At 61.4% G+C, this 15,758-nt stretch carries 14 protein-coding genes; 6 read left to right on the top strand and 8 right to left on the bottom strand.

Going from position 1 to position 15,758, the window contains the following annotated elements; all coding sequences use genetic code 11:
* The first annotated feature begins 205 nt into the window (after nt 1-205).
* The 3 genes from M1D34_RS19360 to M1D34_RS19350 all read left to right on the top strand — a co-directional run bounded on the left by M1D34_RS19360 (nt 206) and on the right by M1D34_RS19350 (nt 5,071).
* Nucleotides 206-3,895 (top strand): MASE1 domain-containing protein, encoded by a 3,690-nt coding sequence (locus M1D34_RS19360; RefSeq protein ID WP_498783742.1) that lies wholly within the window; start codon nt 206-208, stop codon nt 3,893-3,895.
* A gap of 95 nt (nt 3,896-3,990) precedes the next feature.
* Nucleotides 3,991-4,368: a response regulator gene (locus M1D34_RS19355; protein ID WP_027991811.1), complete on the top strand. Its 378-nt coding sequence runs from the start codon at nt 3,991-3,993 to the stop codon at nt 4,366-4,368.
* A gap of 1 nt (nt 4,369) precedes the next feature.
* Nucleotides 4,370-5,071, top strand: coding sequence for a response regulator transcription factor (locus tag M1D34_RS19350; RefSeq protein WP_127647372.1), 702 nt, complete (start codon nt 4,370-4,372; stop codon nt 5,069-5,071).
* A gap of 18 nt (nt 5,072-5,089) precedes the next feature.
* Here M1D34_RS19350 and M1D34_RS19345 read toward each other — a convergent pair whose 3' ends face one another.
* Nucleotides 5,090-6,022 (bottom strand): LysR family transcriptional regulator, encoded by a 933-nt coding sequence (locus M1D34_RS19345; RefSeq protein WP_027991812.1) that lies wholly within the window; start codon nt 6,020-6,022, stop codon nt 5,090-5,092.
* Nucleotides 6,023-6,080: 58 nt separating this feature from the next.
* On the opposite strand from M1D34_RS19345, the gene M1D34_RS19340 reads away from it, so the two are divergent.
* Complete coding sequence (locus tag M1D34_RS19340; protein WP_498783739.1) at nt 6,081-6,803, top strand: SDR family NAD(P)-dependent oxidoreductase; 723 nt, start codon at nt 6,081-6,083, stop codon at nt 6,801-6,803.
* 138 nt (nt 6,804-6,941) lie between these two features.
* On the opposite strand, the gene uraH is transcribed toward M1D34_RS19340, so the two are convergent.
* The 6 genes from uraH to M1D34_RS19310 form a co-directional block, all read right to left on the bottom strand.
* On the bottom strand, nt 6,942-7,304 hold the full coding sequence (gene uraH, locus M1D34_RS19335; protein WP_013850504.1) for a hydroxyisourate hydrolase: 363 nt from the start codon (nt 7,302-7,304) through the stop codon (nt 6,942-6,944).
* A gap of 899 nt (nt 7,305-8,203) precedes the next feature.
* The gene (locus M1D34_RS19330; protein ID WP_498783737.1) at nt 8,204-8,716 is read right to left on the bottom strand and encodes an ureidoglycolate lyase; all 513 of its coding nucleotides are present in this window, start codon (nt 8,714-8,716) and stop codon (nt 8,204-8,206) included.
* Between the two features lie 96 nt (nt 8,717-8,812).
* Nucleotides 8,813-9,316, bottom strand: a complete 504-nt coding sequence (gene uraD, locus M1D34_RS19325; protein WP_010976000.1) for a 2-oxo-4-hydroxy-4-carboxy-5-ureidoimidazoline decarboxylase — start codon at nt 9,314-9,316, stop codon at nt 8,813-8,815.
* The gene (puuE, locus tag M1D34_RS19320) at nt 9,316-10,245 is read right to left on the bottom strand and encodes an allantoinase PuuE (protein WP_027991814.1); all 930 of its coding nucleotides are present in this window, start codon (nt 10,243-10,245) and stop codon (nt 9,316-9,318) included. The genes uraD and puuE overlap by 1 nt, the downstream gene beginning before the upstream one ends.
* 78 nt (nt 10,246-10,323) lie before the next feature.
* On the bottom strand, nt 10,324-11,121 hold the full coding sequence (locus tag M1D34_RS19315) for a DUF1045 domain-containing protein (protein ID WP_498783734.1): 798 nt from the start codon (nt 11,119-11,121) through the stop codon (nt 10,324-10,326).
* A 150-nt stretch (nt 11,122-11,271) separates the two neighbouring features.
* On the bottom strand, nt 11,272-12,402 hold the full coding sequence (locus M1D34_RS19310) for an NAD(P)/FAD-dependent oxidoreductase (protein ID WP_153520088.1): 1,131 nt from the start codon (nt 12,400-12,402) through the stop codon (nt 11,272-11,274).
* Between the two features lie 39 nt (nt 12,403-12,441).
* Between M1D34_RS19310 and mnmC2 the strand changes: the two genes are divergently transcribed.
* Entirely contained in the window at nt 12,442-13,158 is a 717-nt protein-coding gene (gene mnmC2, locus M1D34_RS19305; RefSeq protein ID WP_127621656.1) for a tRNA (5-methylaminomethyl-2-thiouridine)(34)-methyltransferase MnmC2, read from the top strand.
* Between the two features lie 20 nt (nt 13,159-13,178).
* Here the strand turns inward: mnmC2 and M1D34_RS19300 are convergent, their stop codons facing one another.
* Entirely contained in the window at nt 13,179-13,631 is a 453-nt protein-coding gene (locus M1D34_RS19300) for a host attachment protein (protein ID WP_003535926.1), read from the bottom strand.
* 599 nt (nt 13,632-14,230) lie between these two features.
* Here M1D34_RS19300 and M1D34_RS19295 point away from each other — a divergent pair.
* The gene (locus tag M1D34_RS19295; protein WP_015242907.1) at nt 14,231-15,745 is read left to right on the top strand and encodes a DEAD/DEAH box helicase; all 1,515 of its coding nucleotides are present in this window, start codon (nt 14,231-14,233) and stop codon (nt 15,743-15,745) included.
* Nucleotides 15,746-15,758 lie beyond the last annotated feature (13 nt).

The following is a 15,758-nucleotide window of genomic DNA, read 5'->3' as shown; positions in this document are numbered from 1 at the left end:
GCCGCCAGACTACAGCGCCGCGCGTCTTATCAGACGCGCAAAGGTCGCTGTAGCACTTTGATCTGCTGCATGTTTTTGTCCTTTAATCGGATACGATTAAAGGAAACATGCAGTAGGGTGCGCGCATAACCGCCAGCACCCTCTCAAAGCTAATTCGCTCTAACGCTGTTGATCTTATGTTTCATTTGTTTTGTCGGAGCAGCCGATGATGCTCATCTGGCCGTATCGTCCCCACCCCCGGCATCTGGCTCTCTTTATCGTAGCCTACGTCCTGGGCTGCGGTTTTGCGCACGCCCTGGCAATCGTCCCTGGGACCGGGATCTCCTTTTGGGCTCCTAGCGGGCTCTTCATTGCCACGCTCGCTCTTGTCCAAAGGCAGAGCTGGCCGTGGTGGCTTCTGGCGGGATGTTTCGCCGAAATGCTAAGCAATGTCCTGTGGTTCCACAGCCCGTTCCCTGCCGCCATGCTGATATATGTCGGCAATGCCCTAGAGGCAGTGATCGGTGCCTCGCTGGTCAATTGGGCCTTAAAGCGATCGATTCGATTGGAAACCTTGCGGGAGGTTCTCGCTTTCGTCGTGCTGGGTGCTGGAGTTGCACCGGTGGTGAGCGCCACCGTCGGAAGTGCGACACTCGCCTGGTTCGGCATATTATCGCAAACCTTCACCGGCGCCTGGCCGCTCTGGTGGATTGGAGACGCCACTGGTGTCTTGATCGTTGCACCGCTGGCATTTGTCGTGGTCCAGAACTGGCGCGACAAGACCGAGCTTTCGGCCGCCAGATTGGCAGAAGCCTGCGTTCTTGGGCTGATTTTTCTTGGAGTCGCCGCCCTTTCGCTCAGCGGCTACTTACCCTTTGCATACATCATCATGCCGCCACTTCTTTGGGCCGCGGTGCGCTTCGAGGTCAAGGGTGCGGTCGTCGTCCTGGTCCTCCTCACACTGATCACGGCGATATTCACGATATCCGGAACCAGCCCGTTTGCCGGCGACGACGAGACCCAGCGCCACAAGCAGTTCATGCTGCAGCTTTTCTTGGCAATTTCGGCATTTTCAGCGCTCATCGTCGCCGCCATATCCCGCCAGCATCAACTGGCATTGTCGAATCTGCAACAAAGCGTGGCTACCTTGCGGGAGAGAGAGCGGGAACTCTCTCAGATCGTGAACATGGTCCCAGTTCATATCCGGCGGCTGACCCCCGAAGGCGAGCCGACGTTCTTCAACAAGCGTCTTACTGATTTCTTCGGGCTTGACCTGCAACAGTTGGAAAAGCCGAATGCAAGCCGGCTGGTGACGGCCGTGCAGACCCTCGTCCATCCCGATGATGCCGATAGCTTGCTGCAAGCCGTTCGCCGGTCCCTGGCTACGGGCGAACCGTACTCCATAAAATATCGCATGCGGCGTGCGGACGGCGCCTATCGGTGGGTCGATGGCAGGGCCGAACCTTTGCGGGATGACAGCGGAACCATCTTGCAATGGTTTGCAATCTCCATCGACATCGATGATGAGGTCCGAATGCAAGAGGCGCTCAAGCAGAGCGAGCGTCGCTACCGCGAACTCTTCCACTATATGCCGATCGGTCTTGCCCAGATAGATGCAGGCAAGCTTATCCCGATGTTCAAAGAATTGCGGGCACAGGGCGTCGTCAGTCTCGAAACTTACATTGACGAGAACCCCGAATTCCTCAGCCACGCGCTGGAAGCGCTGGAGGTCGAAGAGGTCAACCAGCATGTCATCGACATGTTCCGCGCAAACAGCCGGGAAGAAATGGGCGGCTCGATCACTCGCTACTGGCAGCCGGCCCTTGCCACCATCCGTCGCTCCATCGAAGCACGCTATCGCGGCGAAGAGGTCTTCCAGGAAGAAACCAGAGTGGCGCGGATGGACGGCAGCGTCATGGACGTCGTTTTCGCCACTGCCCAGCCCGGCGCCATTGCCGACAAGAGCCTCGTCGGCTTTATCGATATCACAGAGCGGAAGAGGGCCGAAGAGGCTCTGCGCGCACGCGAGCGGGAATTCTCGCAGCTCGTGAACATGGTTCCCAGCTATCTCTGGCGGTTGACGCCCGACGGTGTCCCGAACTTTCTAAATCAGCGACTGATCGATTTTCTGGGGCCGGACGTCGTTAACGCGAATGTTGAAGGCGTTCATCCTCTGGCTGCTATCATTGGCGCTGTCGTGCATCCGGACGACGAAACGCGCATGAGCAACGCGTTGTTTCACAGCGTTGCGACCGGCGAACGATTCTCCATGAAGTATCGACTGCGACGCGCCGACGGCGTCTATCGCTGGGTGGAGGGTAGCGCTGAGCCGATGCGCGATGAGGAGGGACGTATCCTCCAGTGGTACGGCCTCTCGCACGACATCGACGACATTATGCAGGTGGAAGAAGCGCTGCGGAACAGCAAGCAGCAGCTGGAGCAGATGATCGAGGCCGTGCCCTTCAGCACCTTAAGCTTCGCGCCAACGGGCGAACTGACCTATGTCAGCAAGCGATATCAGGATCAGGCTGGCGCGCCGGGGGCGCAGATCAAGGATTTCGATGCACTGGCCCGGGAAGTGGCTCACCCCGACGACTTTCCAACAATGTTTGCACGGGCAAGGCAAGGCTTTGCGACCGGCCAACCCTTCGTCAATCGGTTTCGCCGGCGCCTGAAGGACGGCAACTATCGCTGGATTGAGGCGCGCGCTCAGCCTTTGCGGAGTGCGGACGGCCCGATCGTACAGTGGTACTTTGCTTCAATCGACATCGAAGAGGAGATGCGCGCGCAGGAGGCATTGCGCGAGAGGGAACGCTTCCTCTGGCAACTGGTGGAAACCCTGCCGGCCATGATCGATTGCGCTGCGCCAAATGGGGAGCCGGTCTATCGAAGCCAGCAGCTCCGTGATTTCCTTGGTTATGAGCTTGAAGAACTCGACGGCGGGGCGAAATCCCGACTGGATGCAACGCTCGATGCCGGCGTCCATCCGGATGACCTTGCGGGCGTCAAGGAGCAGTATGCGCGTTCGTTGGAAAGCGGAGAACCTTATCGCAGAAAACATCGTCTGCGGCGTTTCGACGGCGAATATCGCTGGATCGAGACGCGCGCGGCGCCGATGCGCGACGAGAAAGGCGCCATCGTGCAATGGAATGTTATTTGTCTGGATGTCGACCGAGAGGTTCGGATGCAGGAAGAATTGCGACTGGCACAAGAACGGCTTGAGCGCGCCGGCCAGGCAGCGAGCCTTGCCGAACTGTCGGCTTCCATCGCACATGAAGTAAACCAACCCTTGGCGGCGATCGTCGCCAATTCGCACGCATGCTACCGATGGCTTTCGGCAGACCCCGTCAACATCGAACGCGCCAAGATCACGACCGAACGCGTCATCCGCGACGCCAAGTCAGCGGCGGACGTCGTCAGCCGGATTCGAGCCCTCTTCAAGCAGTCGGTGGAGAATAGACGCATTCTGGTTCTTTCGGACGTTATCTCGGAAGCGTGTAGTCTGATCGCCGCCGAAGCCTTGCGACGTCGCATCCGGCTCAACATCGACGTGGAAACAAACCTTTCGCCGGTTAAAGTCGACCGGATCCAGGTACAGCAGGTCCTCGTCAATCTCATTCGCAACGGCATGGAGGCAATGGATCCCGTTGAGGACAACAAAACTGTCGATGTGCACATGCATCAGGTGGACGACGAAGTGCGGATCGAGATAGGCGACAACGGAAACGGGATCGCGTTTCCCGAGCGCATTTTCGAGCCTTTCTTCACGACGAAGGAAAATGGAATGGGCATGGGTCTCGCCATCAGTCGCTCGATCGTCGAAGCACACGGCGGACGTTTGTGGGCGGAGAGAAACGAACCGCGCGGCGCGAGGTTCGTTTTCACCTTACCAATTGTAGCGAAGGGGGCGACATGACGACGGGGTATGTGCTTTCATTGTCGACGACGCAGCAGCATCGAGGGGGCGCTCGGCGAACTCCTGGAGCGTACGATGCAGGAGGCATTCCCGACATGCACAAAACAAGACCGATGATCGCGGTTGTCGACGACGATCCAAGGCTGCTTGACTCGCTGGAAGAGCTTCTGGAATCCGCTGGATATACCGCCTGTTGCTTTGGCTCGGCGAGTGGCCTGCTCGATCACGGACTATCGAATCTGGACCTGCTCATAACCGACATCGGGATGCCCGGCATAAATGGCTTCGAACTTCGTGACCGGGTGAAGAGTGCGTGTCCGGAGTTGCCGGTATTCCTGACTACAGGTCGCCACGAAATCGCTGACCAGGGTGGCGCCCAGGGCGTTAACGGCTTTTTCCGCAAGCCCTTCGACGCTCCTGACCTGCTGGTCGCTGTTTGCAGGGCGTTGCGAAAATCGAGAGATAGAGGGTGACATGAGACTTAGCCAGTCGGCTGGAACATCAGCCCCCCTGTTATCACAACGCAAAAAAGGTTCAGCCGAACCAATTGTCGTCGTCGTCGATGACGACGCAGCCGTGCGCGAGGGTTTGTCCGAGTTGATCCTCTCGGCGGGCTTCCAGCCCGTCAGTTTCGCCTCGACGCAGGAACTGCTCAACGCCGTTGACATATTGGATGGCCCGGGCTGCCTGATTCTTGACGTCCACATGCCAGGAGAAAGCGGGCTCGATCTCCAGCACCATCTGGCCGAGCGCGGCATTGCCAAGCCCATCATTTTCCTGACCGGTCGCGGCGACATCCCGATGACGGTTCAAGCGATGAAGGACGGCGCGGTGGATTTCCTTACCAAGCCCGTGTCGGACCGGACGTTGCTCGATGCGGTCATAGCCGCTATCGCGTTGGATCAAACCCGGCGAGCGGAAGCGATCGTGGTCAAGCGCAATGTTGAACGTTTGAAGACACTGACGCGGCGCGAACGGGAAGTCCTGCGCGAGGTGGTGACGCGCGGACGCCTCAACAAGCAAATCGCCTTCGACCTTGGCATCAGCGAGGTCACGGTCAAGCTGCACCGTGCCAACGTAATGCGTAAGATGGAGGTCCGTTCCATCGGCGAACTGATCAGGGTATGGGAGACCTTGCCCCCGACGGTGCGCGAGAGGGCGGAAGCAGGAGTTTGACCAACCGGCATCGGCTGCTCAGATTACGGCGATGGCTTTTGCCTCTCGGGCGATAAAATCGCAGACGAGTTTTACACGCAACGGCACCGTGCCTCCAAAGGCGTGCAGGGCACTAAATGGAGCGCTGGGGAACGAAAAACCTGTCGCGAGTGCAACAAGCCTGCCTCCTTCCAGGTCTTTCGCTACCAGACACCGCAAAAGATAGGCCGCTCCGAGCCCACTGAGCGCAGCCTGAATGAGTGCGGTTCCTGAGTCGCAATCGACGCGCCCCGAGGGTATGAAACTCCTCCCGTCCGGCAGACGCATTGGCTGAGTGATGCCGCCCAGCGCATAGCGGGCGAAGGGCAGAGCTGCCAGCGCTTCGGCGGTCGCAGGATTTCCCCAGGTTTTCAGAAAGGCCGGAGACCCGACAATCGTCATCGGCAGGTCAGCCAGATGACGAACCATATAATCCCCCGGAGCGGAATTCCCGACGCGCAACGCGACATCGTAGTCCTCCCTGATCAGATCGACAAACCGGTCTGTCAGTCCGACTTCAATATGCAGGTTCGGATAGTCGGCTGCGAAACTTCCGAAGAGACGAGGCAGCAACAGGGGGGCCATTTCGTTCGGCATGCTGATGCGCAAGCGGCCGGAGGGTGCAATGTCTGATCTGATCGCCTCTTCACTTGCCCCCAAGTCCCGCAACAGCGGCGCAACGCGGTCGAAGAACAACTGACCATCCTGGGTAAGCATCAGGGCGCGCGTGGATCGCAGGAAGAGCCGGGTACCGATTTTCTTTTCGAGGCGTGCAACACCTTTCGACACCGCCGACGGTGTTGTTCCCAGGTCGCGGGCCGCAGCGCTGAACGATCCGGCCTCTACCGTCCGCACAAAAGCCATCAACCCGGAAATTTCGTTGAGAAGGTTCGGCAATTGCGCCTCCGCGGCACAGCTCATGTGCCCGCCCATGATCTAATTATCCCGGGCGGCGCCGTTTATCTAGTTTCCAGTCGAAAGGAGATAAACAATGCACCACCTCAAAGACAAGGTCGCCGTCATCACCGGCGGTAATAGCGGGATCGGCAAGGCGACTGCTCGTCTGTTCGCGGAAGAAGGGGCGAAGGTCATCATTACCGGACGGCGACGGGATGTTGTCGATCGCGCCGTGCAAGAAATCGGTCCGTCGGCCATCGGCTTCGTGGGCGACGCGGCCGACCTTGGCGACCATCGCAGGCTGGCGGACGACATCTACATGGCCAATGCTGCGGTCATCAATCTCACTCCCTCCGCGGAGGTGACTCCGGAAGACTATGACCGGCATTTCGCAATCAATACGCGCGGCGTGTTTTTCGGCGTGCAGACGATCGCCCCTCTCATTCGCGACGGTGGAAGCATCATCGTTACAAGCTCGCTCGCGGCCACTAAAATTCTTCCGGATCACACCGTCTATGCCGGTTCAAAGGCAGCAACCGCCGCCTTTGCTAAAAACTGGGCACTCGAATTCAAGTCGCGCAGGATTCGCGTAAACATCCTGAGCCCGGGACCGGTCGAGACCGAAATCCTCGCCAAGTTGGGCGTATCGGAGGCCGAGCGGCCGGCTTTCGAAGACCGCATGGCTTCCTTGATCCCCGCGGGCCGGCTTGGCCGGCCGGAAGAGTTGGCGCGCGCCGCACTTTTCCTCGCCTCCGATGCGGGAAGCTTTGTCAATGGGGTCGAGCTTCATGTCGATGGCGGCATGACCCTGACTTGAGATGCAGCGCATGGCGCCTGCTCGCCGAAGCGATGCGTAGCCATGAGTTGTCTACAGACTCTAAGTACTTGCAGAGGCTTCGGGGGTCCTGGTCTTCATCCGTCACGTCTGCCAGCGTGCTTTTCCGCCGACGCGTTATCAACTGCCGCGATACGTGGAATAGCCGTAAGGCGAGAGCAGCAGCGGCACATGGTAGTGGCTGTCGGCATCTGCAATGCCGAAGCGCAGGGGAACGAGTTCGAGAAAGGCGGGGTCCGGAAGCTTCACGCCCGCGGACCTAAAATAGTCGCCGGCATGGAAGACCAGTTCGTAGGTCCCGGTCGCGAACCCGGCCCCCTCCATGAGCGGTCCATCGACACGGCCGTCGCTATTGGTATGGACCGTACGGATCAGGTGCCGCGCATCGCCTTCGAGCCGGTAGAGATCGATCTTCAGCCCGTGGGCGGGTCTGCCGAGCGCGGTGTCGAGAACGTGGGTCGTCAGGCGGCCTGACTTGCTCATGCATCTCCCTCTCGCAAGTCCTGTGATTGTGGAGGAAGCTAGCCTTCTCTTCCTTCGAGAAGCAACCCCTGTCCTGCATCGCGGGCCGCGCTGTCCGCAGAAAGCGGCGCTCGTTTCCGCCGGGTTCCTGCGCGAGGCTGACAGGAACATCATTGGCGAACGCGGAAAAGCGCTGTTTCCGGCACTGTGACGACATTTGCCCTGACTCGGCTGGAACACCGTGCGCCCGGACCGGCGCCGGCGCTCCGGACCTTCTTCCGCTGGCGCCTGGCCGCCTTTATTGCGGCTGCCGCCTCCGGGTGCGCGCCATGGAAAGCCGAACGCTTCGACTACAGCGCCGCGCGTCTTATCAGACGCGCAAAGGTCGCTGTAGCACTTTGATCTGCTGCATGTTTTTGTCCTTTAATCGGATACGATTAAAGGAAACATGCAGTAGATTTGGATTTCAGAGCTGGCGGCCGACATACCTCTTTACGATTTACGACCCGCGCATATAGAGCACTTCCAGGGAAAGCGTTGTAACGGCTTTCCGTCTGGAAGTGCGCAGCTTTTAGATTCTTGGAGCGCTCAGTGTTTCCATGAAACATTGAAAACCCTCTATCGAAAGGTTGACACAACGGCTAAAAAACCGAAATATAATTTGACAACCTACAGATGCAGAGCGATGAATGTGGCAGAAGCGCGACTTGCCGTTACCGGGAGCTGGATGAGCCGATGACCTGGTATCCTTTGCTTTCTGTTTTACTGGTTATTATCTCTTTGACGATAGTCGACTACATTATAGACTATACAGGTTTATCGATTCCGAACTGGGCTAGGATACTTATACATGCTCCAATAGCTTATGTCGTTTTCTTTGGCGTCCTGGATTTCTTTACAAATCCGTGAGTAGGTCTTGCTCATCGCAATTCCCCGCTTGATGGATCGGGAATGACGAAAGCCTCGTCGTAGTGGAACTCTTCCAGGTTGTTGCCCGGCCCCTCGCGGTCGACGACGATGAACTCGCTGACGGCGCCCACTGACATCAGCGGATGATGCCAGACATTGCGGCCGTAGTTGACGCCCTGCCTGCCATCCGCAATGAAGACCCTCGGCCGGCCCGGACGGTCGCCTTGATCCTCGGCGACTACAACCAGCCACGGCCGGTCCCGGAGCGGCGAAAAGCTCTGGCTGCCGAGCGGATGGCGCTCCATCATCGTCACGGAATAGGGAAATACCCGGGGCTGCCCGCGAAAGATGTTGATGATGACGCCGGCACCCTCTCCCGCCGCATCGACGCGCGCGAGCGCGTGAAACCGTTCGGTATTGCCGCCATTGATGAAGCGCATCGAGGCCGGGTCGACCTCGATGACGCTGCCGAACGGCGCGAAAGCCTCCCTGGTCAGAGGCTCGATCGAAAGCATATGCGACATCAGCCTGCCGTTCCGGCTCTCTGCGCGTTGACGCGCGAAGGCCCGGACGCGAAACGTGGCGTCCCGGCCGCACAGACGGACAGATCAGGAATGGTGTCAGGCATTGTCGTCTCCCGGAAGCATGGATCGGAGCCGCAGGCGGGCGATCCGCTCCACCTCGGCACAGGCCGTTTCAAATTCCTCTTCCTTGGAATTGTCAATGCGCCTCTCGAAAGCGGCGAGGATGTCTTCCTTCGTCAGCCCCTTCACCGCGATGATGAAGGGAAAGCCGAATTTCTTGGTGTAGGTCGTGTTCAGCCCGGTGAAGCGCGAATGCTCTTCGGGGGAGAGCCGGTCGAGACCGGCAGACGCCTGCTCGGCTTTCGAATCGGCCGTGAGCTCGCCCGCCACCGCCAGCTTGCCTGCAAGATCAGGATGAGCCCGCAATACCCGAAGCCGTTCGGCCGGGGAAGCCGCGCGGAAGGCGTTGCAGAGCGCCGAATGGACGTTGCCAGCGGTCAATCCGGAAGAAGCCGCGCGATCATAGGCGCGTTCCGCGACCCAGGGCGAGTGCTCGAAGATGCCGCCGAAGCGCCGGATGAAATCGTCGCGCTCCGACATCAGCGCGTACCGTTGGGCTTGTGGTGTTCGTACCAGTGGCGCGCGATGTCGATGCGGCGCGGCACCCAGACCTTGTCGTGGGACATCACATAGTCGATGAACCGCGCAAGCGCCGCGGCGCGACCGGGCCGCCCGACCAGACGGCAGTGCAGGCCGATATTCATCATCTTCGGGCTGCCTTCCCTGCCCTCCGCATAGAGCACGTCGAACGTGTCCTTGAGATAGGTGAAGAACTGGTCGCCGGAATTGAAGCCCTGATTGGTCGCAAAGCGCATGTCGTTGGCGTCGAGCGTATAGGGGATGATGAGATGCGGATTGCCGGGCGTCGGTCCGGGGACCCAATAGGGAAGCTCGTCCGCGTAGGAATCGCAGGAATAGAGGAAACCGCCCTCCTCCAGCACGAGTTTCAGCGTATTTGCCGAGGGCTTGCCCTGGTAGATGCCGAGCGGACGCTCGCCGGTCAGTTCGGTGTGCAGCCGCACGACCTCGCGGATGTGCTGGCGCTCGATGTCTTCCGGAACGTCCTTGTATTCGAGCCAGCGCAGGCCGTGGCTGGCGATCTCCCAGCCCGCCTCCTTCATGGCGGCGACGGCTTCCGGATTGCGTGCCATGGCGAGCGTCACGCCATAGACCGTCAGCGTCACGCCCCGGCTCGTGAACATCCGCCACAACCGCCAGAAGCCGGCGCGGGCGCCATACTCGTAGATCGACTCCATATTGAGGTTGCGCTGTCCAGCCCATGGCTGAGCGCCGACGATCTCCGACAGCAGACACTCGGACGCCGGATCGCCGTCGAGAATGCAGCTTTCGCCGCCCTCCTCATAGTTCAGCACGAACTGCACGGCGATATTGGCGTCGCCCGGCCAACGCACCTCAGGCGGCCTGCGCCCGTAACCGACGAGGTCGCGCGGATAGGAATTCTCGGACATGATTTCACCCTTCGACTTTTCCGGAACGGTAGCATCCCGCACCGGATTGTCGAGATGAGAAAAATGGCGATTCCGAGGTTACGGCCTGCCGGGGAGCGAGGCGGTCACCGCGACCGGCGGCGTGGCAAGAGTGTCCGTGCCGGGGCGCTGCCCGATCGAGAGTCCTGCCTTGGCCCGCGGGCGCGCGGAAATCTTTCCAAGCGGATGCTGCGAATGCACGCGCATCGGCGCTCCGGGCTCGTGCTCGATGAACAGGGCGAGGCTGCCGATCAGGAGCGGCTCGGTCAGCAGCGGTTCGAACAATCCGCGCAAGGGGGCCTCAACCCGCCGCCCCACATCGGCGTTCAGAGGGCCGGTCAGCGGCATGTGGAAACGATATTCGTCCATCACATGGGGATCGCCCCAGCGATGCAGGTTGGTGAATTGCGGAGCCGTGAGCCTGTCCGGGTCCGCCCGCTCGATATCGTCCTCACTCAGCGGAGCGCGAAACCGGTCGAGCGCCTGCAGGACTCGGGCGGCGAGCAGATGCATCGACTGGCTGGGCATCTCTGGCATCAACCCCCAGCACTGGCTGAGGCGCGCAACCTCCAGCCGGTCGATCTGGAACGGCGTCTCCCCGCTCGTGAAAAGCATCATGGCCTTGAGCAATTGCGCTTCGTCCATGTCCGGCCTCAGGCGGAAGGGCGCCATGATCATTGCATGAAAGCCGAAGCGGCGTGGAACGGCCGTGTAAAAGGCCATCTCCGAAACCGCAAGGCCGGCAATCGACGGCAGTTCCACGGCCTCCCCGGAATAGACGCTGCGGCCGAGCCAACTGGCAGCCGCCGCAGAAAGCGGGTCTCCCATCGGCGGGGTGAAACAGATCGCATAGCGCATGGCGCAAGCTCCGGAAGTCCGTGAAAGCGGAATAGGGAAACGTGCGCTCCGCCCGCATCCCGTTCGAGATCCAATGACGGCGTGTTAAGTGATTTGCGTGACAGATTGACGAATTGCGCAGGCCATGACGGGGTCGTGAAGCCGCCTCGCCTATCGCAATGCCGCAATGTGGTGCGCACATTGGAAAGTTTCGGGGAGCGCGCTGGCTGGACGGCCGGCAATCTCGTCGACCGCGGATCGCGCCAGAGCATGCGCCAGTCCGAAGCTCACCTTGAAGCCGCCCGTCAACACGAAGACCCTTTCGTGATCGGGGTGACGGCCGACCATGGGTTCGCGCCCCGTAGATCTGGGGCGCAGGCCCGCCCAGCGCTCGACCACCGGGGCGCCGCGCAAAGCGGGCGCAAGAGCCGTTGCGCGGGCAAGCAGGGCATCGAGTTGGCCATCGGTGGAATAGGGTTCCTCGAACCGGTTCTCGCTCGTGCTGCCGACCGCCACCTGGCCGCTTTCATGCGGGACGACATACAGCCCGTCGGCAAAGATGATGGGCAAAGCCGGATCGATATCGGCGCGAAGCAGCGCCGCCTGGCCTTTGACCGCACCGCCGCTCGGTGCCCGCCGCGGCTCGGTCAAACCGTCGATGAAGGAGAAGCTTTCGACGCCCGCGGCGAGGATCAGGCGATCGCAGGTCAAATCGCGCCCGTCCGCGAGTGAAATCCGGCCGCGCGCCGGATCGAGCGAGACGACTTCCGCCCCTTCCTCGAGCCGGACATGCGGAAATTGCTCCAATGCGACCCGCAGCATCGCAAGCAGGCTGCGCGGCGCCAGCCGGGCGGCCAGCGTGTCATAGACGACACCGAAGGGCGCCGCATCGGCAGTCGGCCAACCGAGTGCATCGGCGTCGCGGACTTGCCAATGAAAGCGGCATGCCGGAGTGTGCCAATTCTGCGCCGCATCCTGCTCGCGACCAAGGGCGATCTCCCGCAGATGCGGCTTGCCAAGGGGCATGACACGGCCAGAGCGACGATAGCCTGCCGAGAGGCCCGTGGCTGTTTCAAGGGCGGCGATCTCGCCTTCGAGCGACACCAGGGCATCGAACTGGAACTGCTTCTTGTCGTTCCAGCGGTCGGGCATATGCGGCATGAGCGCGCCGAGGAGACCGCCGCTCGCGCCGGAACCGATCAGCCTGCGCTCGAGAAGCCGCGTCGTGAAGCCGGCGCGGGCAGCCATCACGGCGGCCCAGAGCCCCATGACGCCGCCGCCCACGATCAAAACTTCGCACATCGATTGACCTTCCCGGGCCGGAGAATTATCGGGTTCACCATGACAGGAACCGATCCCGGCCAGAGCCCTTCACCCTCGCGGCAAAACCTCGAATGGCACGAGGGCGATATGCCCTATTCGAAGGAATTTGGCGATCACTTTTATTGCCGCACCGACGGGCGGCTCGAATGCGGCCACGTCTTTCTTGCCGGCAACCGGCTGCCGGAACGCTGGGAAGCGGGCGGCACATTCACGATCGGCGAACTCGGCTTCGGCACGGGGCTCAATTTCTGCGAAACCTGGCGCCGATGGAAACAGTCGCCCGCGGCGGGGAGCCTCCATTTCGTTTCCTTCGAGCGCTTTCCCATGCAAACCGGCGAGATCGAACGCGCGCTGGCGCATTGGCAGGAAATCGACGAGGAGCGTCAGGCGCTCGTTGCCAATTGGCCCACGAACCCGGCCGGCCAGGTAGACATCGCCTTTACCGGGCAGGTACGGCTCACCGTCGTGATCGGCGCGGCGCTCGACGGCGTTTCAGCGTCGCCTCCGGACTTCGACGCCTGGTATCTCGACGGTTTCGCCCCCTCGCGCAATCCGGACATGTGGTCGGAAGAGCTGATGCGGCTGGTGTTCGACAGGACCGTCTCAGGCGGCAGCTTCGCGACCTATGCCGCAGCCGGCTTCGTCCGCCGCAACCTGACGGCCGCGGGCTTCACGGTCGAGCGCCGCCCCGGCTTTGCCGGCAAGCGGGAGATGCTGCGCGGCGACAAATCCTGATTTCCCGGATCCGGGCGGGCTTATCCCGGAAAGACCACGGACTTGACCGTCGCGATCAACTGATCGGTGGGGACGGCGACGCAATTGCGGTCGATTTCGGCAAGTGTCTTTTCCTTGACCTGGTGCGAGAGCAGCTTCCTCAGGTCGCCGAGCGTCCTGGGCGCCGCGCAGATCACGAGGTTCTCGAAGGCATGGTCGTGGGCATAGTGGTCGAGCTTCCCGGCGATCTCCATGGCGAAGCGATGCTGCTCCTCCCGTACGGGGTCGCTGCTATACTCCATCGCCGAGCGGCCGTGACCGACCGACGAATGGCTGCGTCCGGGCCTGTCGGCCATGATGTCCTGACGACGCTTGGTCTCGATTTGGAATGTCTCCTCCTCCGGCTGCTGCCTGCCATCCTTCAGCAGGTTCACGTCCTTCACGATGCGCGCCGTGTTTCCATCGGCTGTCAGTATCCAGATCCGGTTCCGCACTATTGTCTCCCCGTGTCGATGGCAGATAGGTTGGCGAGGCTCACGGACAGAACGGCTGAAGCCGCGTCAGGTTCCTTGCCACCGAATATCCGCGCATTCCGTGTCGCCGTGGCCTGCTCGCATCACCAGCCCGTCGGCAGCCGACAATCGGCGAGGCCAAGCGGCAAGATTGTACGCTCAGGCCCCTCTTCTGCAAGGGGAACATACGTGACGCGCTGCTTCTTTGCCGGCTATCGCCGCGGATCTCGGCGTGTGCTCATTCGGCCTTCGCCGGGGCAACGGTTTGCGCCTGCCGGCGTGTAAGACGGCGCTGCCTTCGCAGCTGCGAAAAGATGCAGCTTGACTTTCCGGCGCAAAACAACGATCTAAGGCCTGCGTCACCTTCCGGCCGCCGCGTGAGCGCGCCCTCGGCATCACTTCGAAGCCGTGAAGAAGGAAAAGCGCGAAACATCGCCGCCCTCCGCGGCAGCACAGGCGCCTGACGATTTTCTATTAACCCACAAGTTCCCAATTCACGCGGGGTTCTTGACGCCAGATGACACCGGAACCGCATCCTGCCGTTCCGGCGAGAGCGTTTGGCGCCCCGAAAGGTATATGCATTGTCCACTTTCAAAGAGCTTGGCCTCTCCGAGCACATCGTGGCGACACTCTCCGCCAATGGTTTCGAAAAGCCGACTCCCATCCAGGCTCAAGCCATTCCGCTGGTCCTGAAAGACCATGACCTCATCGGCCTTGCGCAGACGGGCACCGGCAAGACCGCTGCTTTCGGCCTGCCGATGATCGAAAAGCTCGTCGCCGATGGCAGACGTCCCGATCCGCGCAACATCCGCGCGCTCGTACTCGCCCCCACCCGCGAACTGGTGAACCAGATCGCGGCCAACCTGAAGCTTTTCGTAAAGAAGAGCCCGCTCAAGATCGGCCTCGTCGTCGGTGGCGTTTCGATCAACAAGCAGACCGAACAGCTCGCCCGTGGCGTCGACATTCTCGTCGCGACCCCCGGCCGCCTGCTCGACCTCGTTTCTCGCAAGGCGGTGACGCTGACACAGGCTCGCTACCTCGTTCTCGACGAGGCTGACCAGATGCTCGATCTCGGCTTCATCCACGACCTGCGCAAGATTTCCAAGCTGGTGCCGAAGAATCGTCAGACGCTGCTCTTCTCCGCAACCATGCCGAAGCTGATTGCCGAGCTTGCCGGCGAATACCTGACCGATCCGGTCAAGGTCGAAGTCTCGCCTCCGGGCAAGGCCGCCGACAAGGTCGAACAATATGTGCATTTCGTCCCCGGCAAGGACCTGAAGACGACGATCCTGAAGCAGACGCTGACTGCCAATCCCGATGGGCTGTCGCTGATTTTCAGCCGCACCAAGCATGGCGCCGAGAAGCTGATGAAGCATCTCGACCATGTCGGCTTCAAGGCCGCCTCGATCCATGGCAACAAGAGCCAGGGCCAGCGGGAGCGCGCGCTGAAGGCATTCCGCGACGGTGAGATCCGCGTGCTCGTGGCGACGGATGTGGCCGCCCGCGGGATCGACATTCCAGGCGTCACCCACGTCTACAACTACGACCTGCCGGAAGTGCCCGACGCCTATGTGCACCGTATCGGCCGCACGGCCCGTAACGGCCGCGACGGCATCGCGATCGCCTTCTGCGCGCCGGACGAAATCCGCCTGTTGCGTGACATCGAAAAGCTGATGGGCATCCAGATCGCCGTCGCCAGCGGCGAAGCGCCCGCCGACCAGGCCCGCCCCTCCAAGGGACGTGGCGGTCGCGGCAACGGTCAGCCTCGTGGTAACGGCCAGCCTCGCGGCAATGGCGCAGGACAGCGCCAGGGCGGACCCCGCCGCGATCGGCCGCAGCGCCAGGCGGCAGCCGGCGGATTCGCCGGCGATGAACTGCTGCGCGACGAGCGCCCGCACGAGCGCCGCGACCAGCGTTCTGCCGGGCATGGACCGGCGGACGGACGGCCGGAGGGCCACCGCAATCACAAGGCGCAGAAGCACCATGGGCGGCCCGGGCCGCAGCAGGCCGGCCGCCGTGGGAGCGAACAGTCGGGCGAGCGTAATGGCGGCGGCAATCGACCGCAGCGTGCCGACGGTCGCGGCCATCAGCGTTAAGGCGTCACGACGT

Source organism: Ensifer sp. D2-11 (genome assembly GCF_054161295.1).
The sequence above is the reverse complement of the archived record's forward strand: the minus strand, read 5'-3'. Positions and strand labels throughout refer to the sequence as shown.

Bases quoted from the DNA above. Each gene is read 5' to 3' on its own strand.
- M1D34_RS19360 (WP_498783742.1), top strand. From the start codon at position 206: ATGATGCTCATCTGGCCGTATCGTCCCCACCCCCGGCATCTGGCTCTC.
- M1D34_RS19355 (WP_027991811.1), top strand. From the start codon at position 3,991: ATGCACAAAACAAGACCGATGATCGCGGTTGTCGACGACGATCCAAGG.
- M1D34_RS19350 (WP_127647372.1), top strand. From the start codon at position 4,370: ATGAGACTTAGCCAGTCGGCTGGAACATCAGCCCCCCTGTTATCACAA.
- M1D34_RS19345 (WP_027991812.1), bottom strand. From the start codon at position 6,022: ATGGGCGGGCACATGAGCTGTGCCGCGGAGGCGCAATTGCCGAACCTT.
- M1D34_RS19340 (WP_498783739.1), top strand. From the start codon at position 6,081: ATGCACCACCTCAAAGACAAGGTCGCCGTCATCACCGGCGGTAATAGC.
- uraH (WP_013850504.1), bottom strand. From the start codon at position 7,304: ATGAGCAAGTCAGGCCGCCTGACGACCCACGTTCTCGACACCGCGCTC.
- M1D34_RS19330 (WP_498783737.1), bottom strand. From the start codon at position 8,716: ATGTCGCATATGCTTTCGATCGAGCCTCTGACCAGGGAGGCTTTCGCG.
- uraD (WP_010976000.1), bottom strand. From the start codon at position 9,316: ATGTCGGAGCGCGACGATTTCATCCGGCGCTTCGGCGGCATCTTCGAG.
- puuE (WP_027991814.1), bottom strand. From the start codon at position 10,245: ATGTCCGAGAATTCCTATCCGCGCGACCTCGTCGGTTACGGGCGCAGG.
- M1D34_RS19315 (WP_498783734.1), bottom strand. From the start codon at position 11,121: ATGCGCTATGCGATCTGTTTCACCCCGCCGATGGGAGACCCGCTTTCT.
- M1D34_RS19310 (WP_153520088.1), bottom strand. From the start codon at position 12,402: ATGTGCGAAGTTTTGATCGTGGGCGGCGGCGTCATGGGGCTCTGGGCC.
- mnmC2 (WP_127621656.1), top strand. From the start codon at position 12,442: ATGACAGGAACCGATCCCGGCCAGAGCCCTTCACCCTCGCGGCAAAAC.